We start from the raw sequence: 18,081 nt of genomic DNA, 5'->3' as shown, positions 1-18,081 counted from the left end.
GACTTCCTTTTTCAACACGTCATGCGCCTGCCCGCTCGGGGTAAGCGGGGGGCGCCGGGTTGTAGATCAGATCGGTTCAATACCAGAGGGCTTCCCACAGCGCCTCACCCGAACCTGAATGCTGATCCGGCAAAGGCCCGTAAACAAACGGAACTTTGCAAGAGCAGCCGCGGAAAAGCCACATCACGGCCAGTTTGATGAATGGATGACCTTCGCTTGGGGCAGCATAACAGAGAAAAAGAATCGCGAGCGAAGTTATCTAGCATTGTCAAGAACAATTGCAACCCCCCTTCGCCAACTTCCTTGCGATCACCGGCCTAACCCTGCCCTCCCTGCGTGTTGCTGCTGATCGCGTCCCATGTCTTCAGCAAAGCCTGACGGAACCGCTGCGGATTATAGCGCGTCCGAACCACCTCCGAGGCGCGGCGCCGCATGGCATCCAGCCGCGTCGGATCGGCCGCATATTCCGCCACCACCGCCTCGACCGTCTTGACCAGACCTGCGGTATCCCCTTCGGTGATCGGGAAACCCGTCGTCTCGTCAAAATATTCTTCCGTGCCAAAGCCGGTATATCCCACGACGATACAGCCCGAGGCCATCGCCTCGATCGCCGGGAAACCAAGCGCCTCAGCTTTCATCAGCGAGATGAAGATCAGGCTGTCGCCCAGATGGGCGGCAACCTCGGGTTGGGGCATGCCGTCGATACGGCACAGATCAAATTGCCCGATCCGGCCACGCTGACGCAAGGCGCGGTCGATCAGCACGGCCTCTTCAGGGCGTTTCCTGGGCATATAGGCGATCTTCGCGGATTTGGTTTCACGAAAATCGAACAATGAAAGATTTGGGCTTACCGGGACATAATGTGGCGCCCGCCCGCCGACAAGGTCAAAGGCCTCCAGGCAACTGCGGCTGATACCGATATTTGCGATCACCCCGTCGTCGCAATCCAGGCCAAAGCGGTTCAACGTATAGACCGAATCCAGATAGGCGAAGGAATTTTGCGACAGAACGATCTTCGGTTGCCCCGGAAACGAGTCGATCACATCGGTCAGCATGAACTCTGGCGCGACAAGGACGTCGCGCTCGGTCAGATGCACCATCCGATCCTTCGCGCCGGTGATCCGGTCGCGCAAGATCGCCGCGCCATAGCCGGGGCGTGCCCTCATGCCGATGCGGCCAATGCGGTTCTGACGGGTCTTCAGCGTATAAAGGATCGGCACATCCTCGGGGTACAGCGGATAGCGAATGCCCGGCCCTTCATGGACGACAAAGGCATCATAACCAGCCTGCCGCAGGATGCTGACGCAGTCATAAAGAACCGCAATTCCGCCCGAGGGCGCGGTCAGGTTCGGGCAGATGAAAAGATATCGCGGCGCCATCATCCCCCCCCTGCCGATAAAAAAAATGCGGGCGGCCCATTCGTGAGCCGCCCGCATGAAAGGATTACTTCAGCTCGACCTTGGCGCCAGCCGCTTCAAGCTTTTTCTTCATTTCTTCGGCTTCGTCCTTGGCAGCGCCTTCTTTGACTTTGCCACCGGCTTCAACCAGGTCCTTGGCTTCTTTCAGGCCCAGACCGGTGATGCCGCGCACTTCCTTGATCACGTTGATCTTGTTGGCGCCGGCATCGACCAGAACGACGTCGAATTCGGTCTTCTCTTCAGCGGCATCGGCAGCGGCGGCAGGGCCAGCAACCATCACGGCGCCGCCAGCGGCGGGCTCGATGCCGTATTCATCCTTCAGGATGGTCTTCAGTTCCTGGGCTTCCAGCAGGGTCAGGCCCACGATTTCTTCGGCGAGTTTTTTCAGATCAGCCATTTTTCCGTTCTCTCATAAAGGTGTTCCAACGTCGGGTTTCAAACCCACGACGGGATCGGGTTGCGTCAAGCGGCCTCACGCTCTTCCAGAGTCGTGAGGATGCCCGCGATGTTCGAGGCAGGTGCGCCAATCGCACCGGCGATGTTCGAGGCGGGGGCGCCAATCGCAGCCACGATCGAAGCGATAAGCTCCTCACGCGACGGCATGGCGGCCACGGCTTTCACACCGGCCGGATCAAGCGCCGTGTCACCCATTGCACCGCCCAGGATCACGAATTTATCGTTATCCTTGGCGTATTTTTCGGCGACCCGGGCCGCAGCCACGGGATCTTCCGAATAGGTAAGCACGGTCATGCCCGTCAGGAAATCGGCGATGCTTGCGCAAGGCTTACCCTCCAGGGCGATCTTGGCGAGCCTGTTCTTGGCAACACGGACGGACCCGCCTTCTTCGCGCATACGCGCGCGCAGGTCCTGCATTTGCGCAACCGTCATCCCCTCGTAGTGGGCAACCACCACGACGCCAGAGCTGTCAAAGATCTGGCCGAGTTCCTCGACCACCTGTTCTTTTTGTGCTCTATCCACGGTTTCACTCCAAGTTGGGGGTTTCCCCCCGGCTCTTCTAGTTCCGGGCCGCAATGGACCGGAGCGGGTCCGCGCGGGGCAAGATCGCCCGAAGGTCGAACCTTCGGAAAAATGCTTGTTCCCATCTCAGGAAGGAAATTAAGCCGTCACCATATTGGCGGGGCACCCTCCGTCTCGGACGTGAGTGTGCGCCCGTAAAAGCACGAGCGCGACACGAGCGGGGTGTATAGGCCGGACGCCGGCGAATGCCAAGCCCTAATTCAGCCACGGTCACGCGATGCGGATTGCCGCATTAACGGCGATATTGTACTTTCAGATCATGTCTCTAGGAAAAACTCAACGGCGAGGGCCGAGATGAACACCCAGCAGGGGCGACCGTCTGTCAGCCTTTTGACATTCGTACTTCAGGAGCATCATTGCCTGATTCTTCAGGACTGGATCGAGTTTCTTGACTGGCCAGTGACAGCGCTGATCGTCCATGTCGGTCAACAGGATCAGATCAGGGCCAGCCTCGGCGCACTCTGCGCCTGCCATGACATCCAGTTGCACGTTCTGGGCACAACCACCGCCGCTGAAACGACGACCGACGAGAACCCCTTGCTTGCCGCCCAGTTTGCGGCGGTGCAGACCGATTTCGGCTGCGTGGTCAGGCTGGACAATATTCCGTTCCGCCAACCGGACCTGAACTGGCAAGACCCGGCCTGGGCGCTGATGCAGGCCCAGGGCGCCCGGTTCCTGACCGGCACCACCCTGCCCTATCGCGCCGATCGGCCATTGACGGATGCACACTTCGCGCTGACCCAAAGGATCAGCAACGGCTTTCTGATGATCCGCCCCGCCGACTGGCTGGAATTTCAGCGTGGCACCGAAGGATCGCAGGACCGCTATGGCCGCTTCTCAAGCGAGGGCGCGGCCGAGGATTATGTCGCCGCCATGGACATCTGGGGGCTGCGGCTTCTGAACAGTCCCGATATCCGCATCTTTCACTGCCATGAATGGGGACCGCGCCTGCCCGTCATCCGCGACGCCTTTCGCAAGGGGACCGGGATCGGGCGGTTCCTGAAGGGGTTTCAGGACGATTATTTCGGGGCGAATGCGCGGTTCTACATGAAACCGCGCCCGCCGCTGATGCGACGGGCGCGAATATTTCTGGGACATTGGCGAAGACGAATCGCCGGTCGCTGATGGCAGGCACCGCCGCAGGGGCGATGCCCGGTGGCCATCAGTTGCCGGTGGCGTCGGTGATGTCGACCGAAACGCCCGGCCCCATGGTCGAACTGATCGAGACCTTTTTCATATAGGTCCCTTTCGCGCCTGCGGGCTTGGCCCGGCCAACAGCCTCGACAAAGGCGCGCAGGTTCTCGGCCAGCTTGTCCTCGGTGAAGGACACCTTGCCGATACCGGCATGGACGACGCCGGCTTTCTCGGCCTTGAACTGCACTTCACCGCCCTTGGCGGCCTGCACTGCGGCAGCCACATCCATGGTCACGGTGCCGACACGCGGGTTCGGCATCAGGTTGCGCGGGCCCAGGATCTTGCCCAGACGGCCAACCAGCGCCATCATGTCCGGCGTGGCGATGCAGCGATCAAAGTCGATCTTGCCGCCCTGAATGGTTTCCATCAGGTCCTCGGCGCCAACGATATCCGCACCGGCGGCCTTGGCTTCGTCAGCCTTGGGGCCACGGGCGAAAACGGCGACGCGAACGTCCTTGCCGGTGCCAGCGGGCAGCGTGACGACGCCACGGACCATCTGGTCGGCATGGCGCGGGTCAACGCCCAGGTTCATCGCGATTTCGACGGTTTCGTCGAATTTCGCGCTGGCATTGGCTTTCACCAGCTTGACCGCGTCGGCAACCGTCAGGTTGGACTTGCCTTCAAAGGCAGCGCGGGCAGCGGCTTTTTTCTTTGCAATCTTTGCCATGGCTTAGCCTTTCACCTCGATACCGATCGAGCGGGCCGAGCCCAGGATGATCTTCATGGCCTGATCGACGTCATTGGCCGACAGGTCCTTCATCTTGGCTTCGGCGATCTCGCGAACCTGCTTGACGGTCACATAACCGGCGACGTTGCGGCCCGGCTTTTCCGAACCCTTGGCGCGGTTGCGCTTGCCGACCGGCTTCAGGCCAGCGGCCTGCTTCAGCAGGTAAGAGGCGGGCGAAGTCTTGGTCTCGAAGGTGAACGACTTGTCCTGGTAATAGGTGATCACGACCGGAACAGGCGAACCCTTGGTCATTTCCTGCGTCTTGGCGTTGAACGCTTTGCAGAATTCCATGATGTTGATCCCGCGCTGACCCAAAGCAGGGCCGACCGGGGGCGAAGGCGTTGCTTCCTGCGCCTTGATTTGCAGCTTCAGCTGCCCGACTACTTTCTTGGCCATCTGGCCTTCTCCTTCATCATCAGACCCCTTGGGGCCGATTTAGCGGTGCGGCATACGCCTCCCGCGGCGACATCACGCGGTCTTGGAAACCTGCGTGAATTCCAGTTCGACCGGCGTTGGCCGACCAAAGATCGAAACGGTGACCTTGATGCGCGAGGAAATCTCGTCGACCTCTTCGACCATGCCCGAGAAGCCCTCGAACGGGCCATCCGTGACATTCACGGTCTCGCCCACATCAAAGCGAATCAGATTGCGCGGCGCCGCCTGTTCGCCATCGCCGGTCCGGTTGAGGATCGAGTTCACCTCGTCATCGCGCATCGGCATCGGCTTGCCCTGGGCACCAAGAAAACCCGTGACCCGGTTGATCGAATTGACCAGATGATAGGTCCGATCCGACATTTCCATGTGCACCAGCACATAACCGGGCATAAAGCGCCGCTCGGACGTCACCTTCTTGCCGCGCCGGATCTCGATCACTTCTTCAGTCGGGACCAGAACTTCGTCGATCTGTTCCTCAAGGCCCTTTTCGGCCACTGCCTGACGGATCGCCTCGGCGACCTTCTTTTCGAAATTCGACAGGACGCTGACCGAATACCAACGTTTTGCCATGCCTCTAGCGATCCCTGATCCTGAAGGGCGCGACGCGGATGCACAACGCTAACCCATTGAATTCAATTGGCCCGGCAAAATTGAAATCGGCGCGCATATCGAATCGATGCACGCCGCAGTCCGGGCAGGTCGGGCGGGAATAGCCCCCCCAACCGGCGAATGCAAGCCCCGTCAGCCGCTGATGGCGCGCAACCCTTCGGTCAGGCCGAACCGAATGATCAGGTCGACCAGAAAGAAGAACACGCTGGTCAGCGCGGCCATGATCAGCACCATGATGGTGGTTGTCACGACCTCGCGCCGCGTGGGCCAGGTGATCTTGGCGGCCTCGGCGCGGACCTCGGCGATGAACTTGACGGGGTTGGCCACGTGCGGCCTCCTAATAAGAATGCGGCCCTGATGTAGCGAAGCCCTGCGCGCCTTTCAACCCTGCACAGGCGGTGACAGGAACCGAACCGCCGGCATGGCCGCGATCCGGGCGCAATCGGCGGCGTATAGCCGGTCGCATTCGTCATGCAACGCCTGCGGCAGCGCCCGCAAGCGATCCGCCTGCCCCTGCTTGGGCATCGCCCTCAGAACCTTCCCGGTCATCTCGCGCGTCGCCGTATCGCCTTCGGACTGCGCCAGCAGCGCCCGATAGGCCGCATCCGACAGGCCTAATCGGGTCGGCGGCAGATCCGGCACGATCGCAGCCAGATCCGGCCCCAACAGGCTGCGCAGCAATTCGGGCCGGATAGCGGCCAGATCCTCATAGCGCCAGCAGATCATGCGCGCGGCTCCGCTTTCCTGCATCAACCGCTCGGCCAGTTCGGACCAGCGCAGTGCCCTTGGGTCGAAATCGCCCAGAAAATCCTCGATCCGCAACGGGCCGTTATGGCGCAGATATTCCCCAAAGGCCGAGGTCAGGAAATCGGCCGGCGACCGGCAGGCCAGAAAGACCGTCACGTCCCGCGTGCCGATCAGGTCAAGCAGATGACGCAGGCGCATCCCCGCCTTCGGATAGACGCGCCCCGCCTCATCCGTCAGGTTGCCATTGGCGATGGCGCCCAAAATCTGTTCTTCCGAGATGACGAGATTGCGGTGGTCGTCGATCAGCCCGCGCAGAATCGCACTGCCGCTGGCCTGTTTCTCGGCGTTGGCGTCGGGCCGGTTCAGCAGCGCCCGCAGGTTCAGCGGCGCATGGCGCAGGCTTTCCGGGCCCAGAAACATCGTGCCTGCGGCGATCATCTGCCGTTCGATCCGGTCAATACAATTGGTCAGATGCGTCGTGGCGGTCTTATGTGCGCCGACATGGATGGATACGCTCAAACCCGGCCTTCCTGCATTTCTTTCTCTGCCATCCGCGCAACATCCCATGGAACGGCCACCCACCGTTGCCACCGATCCTTGCCAGCGACGCCACCCTATGCGCGACAGATCGGGTCGCGCAAGGATGGCAGCAGGGAATCAACGGCCATCAAAGCAGCCGCGAGGTCTGATAGATCGACAACGCGCAGATCAGCACACCCACGATGACCAGCAACATCCGATGCGGAATAACGCGCACGACATAGCCCGCCAAGGGCGCCGCCGCCAGGCCGCCCACGATCAGGCCCAGAATGGCGCTGCCATGGCCGGCCAATCCGGCCTCATTTTCCCAATACCCGGTCAGCAGCGCACCAAGGAAGGCGACCGAAACCGCCAGCGTCAGAAAGAACTCGGCCGTATTCACGGTGCCGATCACCGGGCGCGGCGCCCCTCCGGTGCCCAGCAGGCCGGTCGACACAACCGGACCCCAGCCACCGCCGCCCGCCGCATCCATGAAGCCGCCGACCACGCCAAGCCCGCCGGCAAAACCACGCGTATGCTCGCGATATTGATCGGGAAAGTTATAGGCACGCCACAGAATATAGATGCCCATCAGTCCCAGATAGGCGGCCACGACAGGGCGCATGAACCCGGCATCGAAACTGGTCAGCAGATAGGCCCCCAGAACGCCGCCCAGAACGCCGGCTGGCATCAGCGCCCAGAACAGGCGCCAGTTCACATTGCGATGCCAGACATGACTGGCGGCGCTGGCCCCGGTGGTAAAACACTCGGCGGCATGCACCGCGGCCGAGGCGGCAGCCGGCGTCACCCCAAAGCTCAGCAGAACCGAGGACGACACCACACCATAGGCCATGCCCAACGCGCCATCCACGATCTGGGCCAGAAAGCCCACCAGCGCGAACAGCATGAACGAATCTTCCATCCGATTCTCCCGAAACTGGGCGAATCATTAATCTATAATTCCCATCTGTAAACTGGGATAAATGGCTGTGACGCTTCACCCCGCCGATCCGCCCGGATTCGGCCCACGGGCGCCACTAACGAAACGAAATTCTGGGCCCGCCGATCATCTCGGCCAGCGAGGTGCCCTCCAGCAGCAGCGCCGTGGTGTCGCGCACGGCCATCAGGACCCGGCTGATCTCGCATTCCTCGGGTGTCTTGCAATCGGCACAAGGCGCATACGCCCGCTGGCTGACACAGGGCGCAAGGGCAAGCGGCCCGTCGATGCAGCGCAACACGGCGGCAAAGCTGATCTGATCGGCAGGCCGCGCCAGGCGATAGCCACCCCCTGCCCCGCGCCGCGAAATCACCAGCCCGTCGGCCTTCAGCGCCGCCATCACCTGTTCCAGAAACTTGACCGGCATCGCCTCTGCGGCCGCGATCTCGGCAACCGAGGCCGGCTCGCCCTTGCGGGCAAGATAGGTCATGGCATGAAAGGCATAGCGGGCTTTCTGGGACAGCATGAATCCCGATACGCCCGACGGCGGATCAGGTCAACGACAGCACTTCAACTGTTCGGAAAGGCCTGGCAGGGGCAGGGGGACTCGAACCCACGACCCTCGGTTTTGGAGACCGATGCTCTACCAACTGAGCTATACCCCTAAGGCCGGAGGTCCGTTTACGCCACAGCCGCGCGCGGCGCAAGGGCGTTTACGCGCCCTTTCTTCTTCATCCAAATATCCCCGCCGGAGGCAGCCGACCGCGCGCCCCGCGCGACCGGCCCGATCAGATGCGCTACTCGGCCGCGTCCTCGACCGCATCAGCAGCAAGGAAGCCGCCCGACTGGCGTGACCACAGCCGCGCATACAGCCCATTCTGGGCCAGAAGTTCGGCATGGCGGCCCATCTCGACAATGCGCCCGCCCTCCATCACGACCAGCCGGTCCATGGCCGCGATGGTGGACAGGCGGTGGGCGATGGCGATCACCGTCTTGCCTGCCATCAGCACATCCAGCCGCGACTGAATGGCTGCCTCGGCCTCGCTGTCCAGGGCACTTGTCGCCTCGTCCAGAACCAGGACCGGCGCGTCTTTCAGCGCCACGCGGGCAATGGCGATGCGCTGGCGTTGGCCGCCAGACAGTTTCACGCCACGCTCACCCACATGCGCATCCAGACCGGAACGGCCATGGCTGTCCGACAGATCGGGAATGAAACCCTGCGCCTCTGCCATGGCGGCGGCCTCCCAGATCTCGTCCTCGGCGGAATCGGGCCGGCCATAAGCGATGTTCTCGCGCACGGACCGATGCAGCAGCGAACTGTCCTGCGTTACCACCCCGATTGCCGCGCGCAGACTGTCCTGCGTGACCCGAGACACATCCTGCCCGTCAATGGTGATCGCCCCGCTTTCAAGGTCGTGAAAGCGCAGCAGCAGATTCACCAGCGTCGACTTGCCCGCGCCCGAACGCCCGATCAGCCCGACCCGCTCGCCCGGCGCGATATGCAGCGTCAGGTCGTCCAGAACGGCCAGCGGCCGATCGGCCTCGTCGGCGCCATATCGGAAGGTTACATGATCGAACCGCACCGCACCCGGACCTGGCAGCAATGGCCGCGCATCGGGGGCATCCTGAACCGCGCGCGGCAAGGCCAGCGAGGCGATGCCATCACGCACCGTGCCGACATTCTCGAACAGGGCGGCAAATTCCCACATGATCCAATGCGCCATGTTGTTCAGCCGCAGCGCCAGCGGCACCGCCACCGCCACCGCCCCGACCGAGATCTGCCCGCTGGTCCACAGCATCAGGCCCACCGCCGTCACCGCCGCCACCAGCGATACGTTGATCGCCGTCAGCAGCATGTCCTGAAGCGCCGACAGGCGCATCTGGCGATAGACCGTCTGCAAGAAGCGGTCCATGCCGCGCCGCATCCAGGCCTCTTCGCGGTCGGAATGGGAAAACAGCTTGACCGTCGCGATATTGGTGTAGCTGTCGACAACCTGCCCGGTCATCGCCGAGCGCGCATCGGCCTGCGCCTCGGCCACGCGCCCCAGGCGGGGAATGATCTGCCACAGCATCACCCCATAAGCCGCGCCCCAGGCCACAAAGGGCAAGGCGAGGCGCCAGTCCTGACTGGCCGCCAGCACCAGCGCGCCGATGAAATAGATGATCACATAGGATGCCACATCCATCATCTTCATCGCGACTTCGCGCACGGCCAGCGCAGTCTGCATCAGCCGCTGCGCGATGCGCCCGGCAAATTCATCCTGAAAATAGCCGACCGACTGGCGCAGCAGATAGCGATGCGCCTGCCAGCGAATGCGCTGCGGAAAATTGCCCAACAAGGTCTGATGCATCACCATGCTGGACAACGCATTCAGCACCGGCAGCGCGATCAGCAGCAGCCCGCCCATCACCGCAAGCCGGCTGCCTTCGACCTGCCAGAACTGATCGCGCGGCGTTTCGGCCAGGCGGTTCACCAGATCGCCCAGATAGCCGAACAGCATCACCTCGATCAGCGCGATCAGGCCAGAGCCGATCGCCAGCAGCACCAGCCAGGGCACCGCACCACGCGAATAATGCAGCAGGAAGCCCCAGAAATTGCGGGGCGGCATCTGCGGCCGATCCAGCGGATAGGGATCAAGCCGGCTTTCAAACCAGCGAAACATCGGATCACCTTTCGAACAAAGCTCTGTCATCCGGACGAGACAAGAGCGTGACAATTTGAGGATTCACCCGCCTTGGGTCAAGTCCGTGGCAAGTAAAGACGGCAACCGGGCCGTTATCGCTGCGCCAATGCCGACAGCGCCCCGATATCAGCGCGCGCCAAGGCGGCAGTGGCACGGCTGATGACCTCGACCGGCCAGTTCCACCAGCCCAGGGCCAGCAGCGCGGCGATCTGCTCGGGCGCGAAACGAAAGCGGATGATCCGTGCGGGATTGCCTGCGACGATGGCATAGTCGGGCACATCCTTGCTGATCACCGCCCCTGCCCCGGCGATCACGCCCGACCCGATCCGCACCCCCGGCAGCACCCTTACCCCGTCGCCCAGCCACACGTCATGCCCGATCACCGTATCGGGCAGGCCAGTGATCTGGTCCATATAGTCGGGCAATCGCTGGTGATCGAAAATCCCGAAGGGATAGGTCGAGATCCCCGCCATCGGATGATTGGCCGAAGCGGTGATGATCCTCACCTGATCGGCGATCTGGCAGAACCGCCCGATGCGCAGCGATTCGGGCGCGCCGGGATAGGTATAAGGCGCCAGCCGCACGGCCCAGTCCTGGGGCGGATCGAAACTGCTGGCATAGGTGAAATCGCCGATCGCGATATTCGGATGATCAATGACCCGGTTCAGGTGAACCAGACCATGATTCAGCCGGCCATCGGCAAAACGCATCGGATAGGGGGCAGAAGCATCAAGAAAGTCGGCAAGCATGGGGAATCCTCACAGGTCTGAACGAAAAAGGTCAGATGTGGGACTGGTCCATGACTAAAACTCCTGTTGCTGACGCCTCATAGCATATCCGCAGGGCGACAGGAACCCCCTTGCATCTTGCATCCGCCATCCCGCCGCATAGAGTGCCGGCCATGAACAAGACCACCCCTGTCTGGACCCGCATGGAACCCCAAAGCCCCTGCGTGAATATCTGCGTCATCCACCCGCAAGAGGGGATCTGCGTCGGTTGCTATCGCAGCCTGGCCGAGATCGCAGGCTGGGCCGGCATGAGCATCGAGGCCCGGCAGGCCGTTCTGGACGAATTGCCCGCCCGCAAGCCTCGGCTGAAAAAGCGCCGCGGCGGCCGGGGCGGCAGGCGCGACGACTGAGACGATGCCGGGGCGCCCCGGCCTCAGCGCAGGTCGCGAATAAGGGTGTGAATCCGCAGCCGAACCTCGTCGTTTTCAGCCGCGACCGCCTGCATCAGCGCACGCATATCGCCGCGCATGGTGTTCAGCTGGTCGATCAGCGACATGACCATCGTCAGCGAATCCTCGGGCAGGTCATAGGCATCGCTGAGGTCGCACAGCAATTGCAGGCGTGCCACGTCGGTCTCGCGGAACATCTGGCCGGCCTCGCCCTGCACGGGCTGAACGATCCGGGCACGGATGAAGGTGACAAGCCGCTCGCCGGTCAGATCGTCGATGGCGGCGATGGTTTCAGCCTCGGTATATATGCGGGTCATCGGATCAGCCCCCCGTCCTGGTCTTGGCGCGCGGATCATAGCCATGGCTCTTGCGCCAGTTTTCCATGAATGCCGTCAACTCGTCATCGGGCCGGGCCGGCATCACCACCTTCAACTCGACCTGCTGATCGCCACCATTGACGCCACGGCCGCGCAGGCGCAGCTTTTGCCCGCTGGTCGCGCCCTTGGGAATGGTCAGGTTCACCGGGCCGTCAATGGTGGGCACGGCGACCTTGCCGCCCAGAATGGCCTCGTCGATCGAAATCGGCAGGGTGACGAAAATATCGTCGCCTTCGCGCTGAAAATCGGGGTGCTGCCCCACCGACAGCGTCAGATAGGCGTCACCCGGCGCGCCCTTGCCGAAACCCGGCCCGCCCTTGCCCTTCAGCCGGATGGTCTGGCCCTCATGCGCGCCTTTCGGGATCGACACCTCCAGATCGCCGCCATCAGGCAGGGAAATGCGGGTCTTGCCCCCTTTGGCGGCGGTCAGGAAATCGACCTCCAGCTGGAAACGGTGATCCTGGCCGCGCATGCTGAAATCGGCCTCGCGCGGGCCGCCGCCCGAGCCAGCCCGATACCCGCGAAAAGCGCCCTGCCCCGCCCCCTGCCCGCGCCGTCCGAACAGATCCTCGAACACATCCGACAGGTCGGGGTCGCCCTGAAAGCCGTATTCCTGCGCATAAGGGTTGCCCGCCGCTTCGGCATGCTGCCGGTAATAGCGGTGCTGAGGCCGTTCCTGACCCTGATCGTCGATCTCGCCCGCGTCAAAGCGGCGCCGCTGTTCTGGATCCTTCAGCAGGTCATAGGCGGCAGAGGCGGCCTTGAACCGTTCGGCCGCGGCGGGATCGGGGTTCAGGTCGGGGTGATCGGACTTGGCGATCTTGCGATAGGCCTTCTTGATCTCGGCATCGCTTGCGGTTTTTGACACGCCCAATGCCGCGTATGGATCGCCCGCCATGTCTGTGCCCCTTCGCATCCTTGCCTTTGGATCAACAAGATAAGCGGCGGAACGGTTTCATCAAGGCTTTTAAGGGTCCGTCCCCGACCCCAATCGGCCGGGCCTTCAGAATGGCAGGGGATGGGCCTTGTTCAGCCGGTCGATGGTTTTCGCAAGATCGCGATCCATGCGGCGGCCCAATCCCGCGATCAGGTGATCCAGCTGCACCACCGAGGTCGCGCCGATGATCGGGACCAGCTTGAACGGCCGCGTCAGCTGCCAGGAAATCGCCATATGCACCGGATCCCAGCCCGCACCAGCCGCCAGCTCCAGATAGGCCGCGACGGCCTGCAAGGCGCGCTCGGTCTTGCGCCCGCCCAGATTGCCCAGCCCGCCGGACGCCCGGTCCACCGCGGCACGACTGTCGGACGGCACGGCGCCCTGCTGATATTTTCCGGTCAGCAGCCCGGCGGCCAGCGGCGAATAGGCCAGCAGCGTGACGTCCTCGTTCACGGCGACCTCGGCCAGATCGGTATCGTAGGGACGGCAAAGCAGGGAATATTCGTTCTGGATCGCGGCCATGCGCGGCCCGCCGCCCGCCTCGGCCATGTCGATCCAGCGGGTCAGACCCCAGGCGCTTTCATTCGACAGGCCCGCTGCACGGATCTTGCCGGCCTTGACGCCAGCAGCCAGCGCCGCCAGCACGTCGCGCATGTGATCCAGCGTGCGTTCACGGTTCTGCCCCGAGGGATCATAGTTCCAGCTTTGGCGGAAGGCATAAGAGCCGCGCACCGGCCAGTGTAGCTGATAAAGGTCGATGCGATCCGTCCCCAGGCGAACCAGCGAGGCGTCGATGGCCCGCGTCACTGCGGCGCCGTCAAAGGGCTGGCTGTCATTCACGATTTGGCTGGGGCCAGTGATCTTGGTCGCGATCTGGACGCGGTCGCGATGGCCGGTTCGCGCCAGCCAACTGCCGATGATGCGTTCGGAATCGCCAATGCTGTCACGCCGGATCGGGTTGACCGGATACATTTCCGCGCAATCCAGGAAGGTGATCCCGGCTTGCAGGGCCATATCCATCTGGGCATGCGCCTCGGCCTCGTCCGTCTGCCGGCCAAAGGTCATCGTGCCAAGGCAGATCTCGCTGACCTCGATTTCGCTGGCGCCGAGTTTCACCCGCTGCATGGCTGTCATCCCTGTCCGGTTTCCTGTTGATGCCGGGCAAACCTAGCCATGGCCGGCACGGGCGCAACCCTTGCCGGAACAGAATTTCTGCGCCCCAGGCCAAGCCTCGCGGATAAAGCCGAAAACTCGCATCAGCATGACCACCAGCCCCGTCCCACCGCTGATGTCGCGGACCCGCCCCCTGGGGCTTTGGCGCGATGCATCGGATCCAGAGGCGGATCGGCCTCGAAATACTGACTCATTCGCCAGGGCTCGGGGGGCGGCGCATTTGCGGCCGGATGGACGGGCTTCGCCGCCATTGGCAAGGATGGCGATTTGCGCCGCTCGGCAAAGGGATTCAGGTGGCCAGCAGATTGTGGCCCTGCGGGCGGAGGCCGCAAATCACCGCGCGCAATCGAATGCAGGTTCGGTTCAGGCATATCACTCCCGAAATAAAATGTGCATTATTGGCACGGTGATTAAATTTTATATATTAATTCAATTCTGCAAATATAATCGTTGCGATTATTTAATGGGCAGCCGGAATTTTATAATCAGCTGCGTTCATATCCGGCACTGGCGGCGATCAGGTGCCGGGTATAATCCTGCGTCGCACCGGCATGGCGCAGTTGGTCGACTGTCATGATTTCCTCGATCCGCCCGCCGCGCATGACCGCCAGGCGGTCGCACATATGGCCGACCACGGCGAGATCATGGCTGACCATTACATAGGTCAGCCCGTGTTCGGCCCGCAGGTCCGTCAACAGGTTCAGGATTTCGGCCTGCACGCTGACATCCAGCGCGCTGGTAGGTTCGTCCAGCAGCAACAGCTTGGGTTCGGCAGCCAGGGCGCGAGCGATGGCAACACGCTGACGCTGGCCGCCTGACAGCTGGTGCGGATAGCGAAAGCGGAAGCCCTTCCCAAGGCCCACATCGTTCAGAAGCCTGCTGATACGGCCGTCAATATCGTCCATGCCTTGCAATTTCAGCGTTTCCGACAATACCCGGTCAACCGAATGACGCGGATGCAGGCTGGCATAGGGGTCTTGAAAGACCATCTGCACGGTCTTGTGAAACGCCCTGTCGCGTTTGCGTCCCGCGACGGCCTGTCCGGCGACCTCGATCTGGCCGGACCAGGTGTCGATCAACCCGGTGATGGCGCGCAGGATCGTCGATTTGCCGGAACCGGATTCGCCGACAAGGCCAAAGCTTTCGCCTTGCGCGACAGTGAAAGAGGCGGCCTTTACCGCATCGACGCGGTCGGGGGGATAGCCGAACCAGACGTTCAGATCGGTAACGGTCAGCATGGGCGGCACCGTTGCAGCGGGGGTTTCACACCCCCGCGCCCCCGTGGGATATTTCCGGACCAAAGCAGGCGCATGTCAGAGCCCCCCCGGAAGGTCGGTTTGCAGGGGGACGTCGCGCCAACTGTCCTGTCGTTGCAGCACCGCCAGGCGTTCGACCGGGTGGTCGAGGCGCGGCAGGCTGTTCAGCAGGCCCTGGGTGTAAGGGTGGCGGGCGTTGTGCAGGTCTTTTGCCGCCAGTGTCTCGACGACGCGGCCGGCATACATGATCAGCACCCGGTCGCAGAATTGCGCGACCAGGTTCAGGTCGTGGCTGATGAAGATCAAGCCCATCCCCCGGTCGCGGACAAGGCCGTCCATGATGTTCAGAACCTCGGTACGAACCGAGACATCCAGCGCGCTGGTCGGCTCGTCCGCGATCAGGATTTCGGGGTCAGGGGCCAGCATCATGGCGATCATGATGCGCTGGCCCATGCCGCCCGAAACCTCGTGCGGATAGGCCCCCATGACCCGTTCCGGGTCGCGGATCTGGACGGCGCGCAGCATGTCCAGCGCCTTTTGGCGGGCGGCGTCGCGGCCGCCTCCGGCATGGAGGCGATAGGCCTCGATAATCTGGTCGCCGATGCGCATCACCGGGTTCAGGCTGAACTTGGGGTCCTGCATGACCATGCTGATGCGATTGCCGCGAATGGCGCGCATCTGGCGTTCCGGCAGGTTCAGGATCGACTGGTCACCCAAGGTCAGGCGGTCGGCGGTGACGCGGCCCGGTGGGCGGACGAGGCCAAGGATCGCGCGGCCGGTCATGGATTTGCCGGAACCGGATTCGCCGACCACGCCAAGGCGTTCGCGGCCCAGGTCGAAGCTGACGCCGCGCACGGCCTGAAACGCGCCCTGTCGCGTGGGGAAGGTCACGCGCAAGTTCTGTACGGACAGCAAGGCGGTGGTCATTCTTTCGCCCCTTTCGGGTCCAGCACGTCACGCAGCCCGTCGCCCAGCAGGTTGAAGGCCAGTGAGACGATGAAGATGGCCAGACCGGGCATCGCGGCGACCCACCAGAAATCGAGGATATAGGTGCGCCCGTCCGAGATCATCGCCCCCCATTCCGGCATGGGCGGCTGCGCACCGAGGCCAAGAAAACCGAGGCCGGCGGCGGAAAGGATGATCCCCGCCATGTCCAGCGCCACGCGGACAATCAGCGAGCTGATACAAAGCGGCCAGATATGGCCGATCAGCAGCCGCATGGGACCGGCACCTTGCAGCCGGGCGGCGGCGATGAAATCGGCGTTGCGGATGGTCAGCGTTTCCGCCCGCGCAAGGCGCGCGTAAGGTGGCCAGGCGGTGATGGCGAGGGCAAGCACCGCGTTGCCGATGCCTGCGCCGAGGGCAGCGACAAAGGCGAGCGCGAGGATCAGCTTCGGGAAGGCCAGGAAGATATCGGTGATGCGCATAAGCACCTGGTCGACCCATCCCCCGGCGAAGCCTGCGACGGTGCCCACGAACAGACCGATGATCGGCGCGATCAGCGCCACCGTGCCGACGATGAACAAGGTGATGCGCGAGCCATGGATCAGCCGCGACATGATATCGCGGCCCAGATGGTCGGTGCCCAGCCAATTGGCGGCGCCGGGCGGTTGCAAGCGGTTGGTAAGGTCCTGGCTGAACGGGCTATAGGGCGCCAGAAGCGGCGCGAAGATCGCCATGACGATCAGCAGGATCAGGATGACCAGACCGAACATCGCCAGCTTGTTGGCGCGAAAGGTCAGCCAGCCCTGATAGATCGCGCCCAATCGCGCCTGCCGGCGGGTCTGGGGCGCGTCGGTCAACAGCCAGTCGCGGCGGCTTTGGTATTGCACGTCGCTCATTTCGACCTCGGATCCAGCACGCGATAGAGAAGATCGCTGAGAAGGTTCAGCCCGACGAAGCAGGTGCCGATGACGATGGTGCCGCCAAGCACGGCATTCATGTCGCCGGCCAGCAGCGCCTTGGTGACGTATTGGCCAAGGCCGGGCCAGCTGAAGATGATCTCGGTCAGGACCGAGCCCTCCAGCAGCGAGCCGAAGGATAGCGCGATCACCGTGATCAGCGGGATCGAGATATTGCGGAAGGCATGGCGCCAGATCACCCCGCGCTCGGACAGGCCCTTGACGCGGGCGGTGGTGATATATTCGGCGGAAAGCTGTTCCAGCATGAAGCTGCGGGTCATGCGGCTGATATATGCAAGGCTGAAATAGCCCAGCAGCGACGCGGGCAGGATGATGTGGGAAAAGGCATCCTTGAACGCCCCCCAATCGCCCGCGATCAGCGAATCGACCATCAAGAGGCCGGTGACAGTGGGCACCATGCCGGAATAGATGATGTCCTGCCGGCCCGGCCCACCGACCCAGCCAAGGATGCCATAGAAGATCAGAAGGCCCATCAGCCCCAGCCAGAAGATCGGCATCGAATATCCGATCAGCGCAACGACACGGGCGACCTGATCGACCCATCCCCCGCGATTGGCGGCAGCGATCACGCCAAGCGGCACGCCGATCAGCACGCCGATCAGGGTGCCAAGCGTGGCCAGCTCCACGGTCGCGGGAAAGACCCGCTTGATATCATTGATGACCAGTTGCCCGGTCGAGATCGAGCGACCGAAATCACCCGTCAGAACATCGCCGATATAGCGGATGAACTGCACATAAAGCGGCTGATCCAGCCCCATGGCGACATAGGCGGCATCATATTGCGCCTGCGTGGCGCGGTCGCCCACGACCTTCAGCACCGGATCAATGGGCATGACGCGGCCGATGATGAATGTCACCAGCAACAGGCCCAGCATCGTCAGCGCCAGCGACAGAAACACCCCGCCGATACGCTTCAGCCGGCGGCGGGTTG

Annotated in this window: 21 protein-coding genes and 1 tRNA gene; 2 read left to right on the top strand and 20 right to left on the bottom strand. The window is 62.8% G+C overall.

Annotated features, from left to right (window positions below; all coding sequences use genetic code 11):
- Nucleotides 1–317: 317 nt before the first annotated feature.
- From FNJ84_RS17600 to rplJ, 3 genes are all read right to left on the bottom strand, one after another.
- Nucleotides 318–1,379: a glycosyltransferase gene (locus tag FNJ84_RS17600; RefSeq protein ID WP_185968584.1), complete on the bottom strand. Its 1,062-nt coding sequence runs from the start codon at nt 1,377–1,379 to the stop codon at nt 318–320.
- 64 nt (nt 1,380–1,443) lie between these two features.
- On the bottom strand, nt 1,444–1,815 hold the full coding sequence (rplL, locus tag FNJ84_RS17595) for a 50S ribosomal protein L7/L12 (RefSeq protein WP_143794616.1): 372 nt from the start codon (nt 1,813–1,815) through the stop codon (nt 1,444–1,446).
- Nucleotides 1,816–1,880: 65 nt separating this feature from the next.
- Entirely contained in the window at nt 1,881–2,396 is a 516-nt protein-coding gene (rplJ, locus tag FNJ84_RS17590) for a 50S ribosomal protein L10 (protein WP_143794615.1), read from the bottom strand.
- Between the two features lie 390 nt (nt 2,397–2,786).
- On the opposite strand from rplJ, the gene FNJ84_RS17585 reads away from it, so the two are divergent.
- Nucleotides 2,787–3,581 carry a hypothetical protein gene (locus FNJ84_RS17585; RefSeq protein ID WP_185968583.1) on the top strand — a complete coding sequence of 265 codons (795 nt, stop codon included), beginning with the start codon at nt 2,787–2,789 and terminating at the stop codon, nt 3,579–3,581.
- A 37-nt stretch (nt 3,582–3,618) separates the two neighbouring features.
- On the opposite strand, the gene rplA is transcribed toward FNJ84_RS17585, so the two are convergent.
- From rplA to FNJ84_RS17535, 10 genes are all read right to left on the bottom strand, one after another.
- Nucleotides 3,619–4,317, bottom strand: a complete 699-nt coding sequence (rplA, locus tag FNJ84_RS17580) for a 50S ribosomal protein L1 (RefSeq protein ID WP_143794613.1) — start codon at nt 4,315–4,317, stop codon at nt 3,619–3,621.
- 3 nt (nt 4,318–4,320) lie between these two features.
- A complete protein-coding gene (gene rplK / locus FNJ84_RS17575) occupies nt 4,321–4,773 on the bottom strand; it encodes a 50S ribosomal protein L11 (RefSeq protein WP_143794612.1) in 453 nt (150 codons plus the stop codon).
- Between the two features lie 72 nt (nt 4,774–4,845).
- Complete coding sequence (gene nusG / locus FNJ84_RS17570; RefSeq protein WP_143794611.1) at nt 4,846–5,382, bottom strand: transcription termination/antitermination protein NusG; 537 nt, start codon at nt 5,380–5,382, stop codon at nt 4,846–4,848.
- Between the two features lie 171 nt (nt 5,383–5,553).
- The gene (gene secE, locus FNJ84_RS17565) at nt 5,554–5,748 is read right to left on the bottom strand and encodes a preprotein translocase subunit SecE (protein WP_143794610.1); all 195 of its coding nucleotides are present in this window, start codon (nt 5,746–5,748) and stop codon (nt 5,554–5,556) included.
- A gap of 54 nt (nt 5,749–5,802) precedes the next feature.
- Nucleotides 5,803–6,687, bottom strand: coding sequence for a hypothetical protein (locus FNJ84_RS17560; RefSeq protein ID WP_143794609.1), 885 nt, complete (start codon nt 6,685–6,687; stop codon nt 5,803–5,805).
- 148 nt (nt 6,688–6,835) lie between these two features.
- Nucleotides 6,836–7,609 carry a sulfite exporter TauE/SafE family protein gene (locus FNJ84_RS17555; protein WP_143794608.1) on the bottom strand — a complete coding sequence of 258 codons (774 nt, stop codon included), beginning with the start codon at nt 7,607–7,609 and terminating at the stop codon, nt 6,836–6,838.
- 115 nt (nt 7,610–7,724) lie between these two features.
- Nucleotides 7,725–8,150, bottom strand: a complete 426-nt coding sequence (locus FNJ84_RS17550; RefSeq protein WP_143794607.1) for an Rrf2 family transcriptional regulator — start codon at nt 8,148–8,150, stop codon at nt 7,725–7,727.
- Between the two features lie 63 nt (nt 8,151–8,213).
- Nucleotides 8,214–8,289 (bottom strand) — tRNA-Trp (locus tag FNJ84_RS17545).
- A gap of 132 nt (nt 8,290–8,421) precedes the next feature.
- Nucleotides 8,422–10,287, bottom strand: a complete 1,866-nt coding sequence (locus FNJ84_RS17540; RefSeq protein WP_143794606.1) for an ABC transporter ATP-binding protein — start codon at nt 10,285–10,287, stop codon at nt 8,422–8,424.
- Between the two features lie 113 nt (nt 10,288–10,400).
- Complete coding sequence (locus FNJ84_RS17535; protein ID WP_143794605.1) at nt 10,401–11,057, bottom strand: CatB-related O-acetyltransferase; 657 nt, start codon at nt 11,055–11,057, stop codon at nt 10,401–10,403.
- A 152-nt stretch (nt 11,058–11,209) separates the two neighbouring features.
- On the opposite strand from FNJ84_RS17535, the gene FNJ84_RS17530 reads away from it, so the two are divergent.
- Entirely contained in the window at nt 11,210–11,446 is a 237-nt protein-coding gene (locus tag FNJ84_RS17530; protein ID WP_143794604.1) for a DUF1289 domain-containing protein, read from the top strand.
- Nucleotides 11,447–11,469: 23 nt separating this feature from the next.
- Here FNJ84_RS17530 and FNJ84_RS17525 read toward each other — a convergent pair whose 3' ends face one another.
- From FNJ84_RS17525 to FNJ84_RS17495, 7 genes are all read right to left on the bottom strand, one after another.
- Nucleotides 11,470–11,802 carry a hypothetical protein gene (locus FNJ84_RS17525; protein ID WP_143794603.1) on the bottom strand — a complete coding sequence of 111 codons (333 nt, stop codon included), beginning with the start codon at nt 11,800–11,802 and terminating at the stop codon, nt 11,470–11,472.
- 4 nt (nt 11,803–11,806) lie between these two features.
- Nucleotides 11,807–12,760 carry a DnaJ C-terminal domain-containing protein gene (locus tag FNJ84_RS17520; protein WP_143794602.1) on the bottom strand — a complete coding sequence of 318 codons (954 nt, stop codon included), beginning with the start codon at nt 12,758–12,760 and terminating at the stop codon, nt 11,807–11,809.
- 105 nt (nt 12,761–12,865) lie between these two features.
- Nucleotides 12,866–13,924 carry an aldo/keto reductase gene (locus FNJ84_RS17515; RefSeq protein ID WP_143794601.1) on the bottom strand — a complete coding sequence of 353 codons (1,059 nt, stop codon included), beginning with the start codon at nt 13,922–13,924 and terminating at the stop codon, nt 12,866–12,868.
- Nucleotides 13,925–14,457: 533 nt separating this feature from the next.
- Nucleotides 14,458–15,210 (bottom strand): ABC transporter ATP-binding protein, encoded by a 753-nt coding sequence (locus tag FNJ84_RS17510; protein ID WP_143794600.1) that lies wholly within the window; start codon nt 15,208–15,210, stop codon nt 14,458–14,460.
- Between the two features lie 75 nt (nt 15,211–15,285).
- Nucleotides 15,286–16,155 carry an ABC transporter ATP-binding protein gene (locus FNJ84_RS17505; RefSeq protein WP_143794599.1) on the bottom strand — a complete coding sequence of 290 codons (870 nt, stop codon included), beginning with the start codon at nt 16,153–16,155 and terminating at the stop codon, nt 15,286–15,288.
- A complete protein-coding gene (locus tag FNJ84_RS17500) occupies nt 16,152–17,069 on the bottom strand; it encodes an ABC transporter permease (protein ID WP_143794598.1) in 918 nt (305 codons plus the stop codon). The genes FNJ84_RS17505 and FNJ84_RS17500 overlap by 4 nt, the downstream gene beginning before the upstream one ends.
- Nucleotides 17,066–18,058: an ABC transporter permease gene (locus FNJ84_RS17495; RefSeq protein ID WP_221932007.1), complete on the bottom strand. Its 993-nt coding sequence runs from the start codon at nt 18,056–18,058 to the stop codon at nt 17,066–17,068. Before FNJ84_RS17495 ends, FNJ84_RS17500 begins: the two co-directional genes overlap by 4 nt.
- Nucleotides 18,059–18,081: the final 23 nt, after the last annotated feature.

The organism is Paracoccus sp. M683 (genome assembly GCF_007096355.1).
Lineage (GTDB): Bacteria > Pseudomonadota > Alphaproteobacteria > Rhodobacterales > Rhodobacteraceae > Paracoccus.
This window is presented reverse-complemented; position numbering and strand designations above follow the sequence as displayed.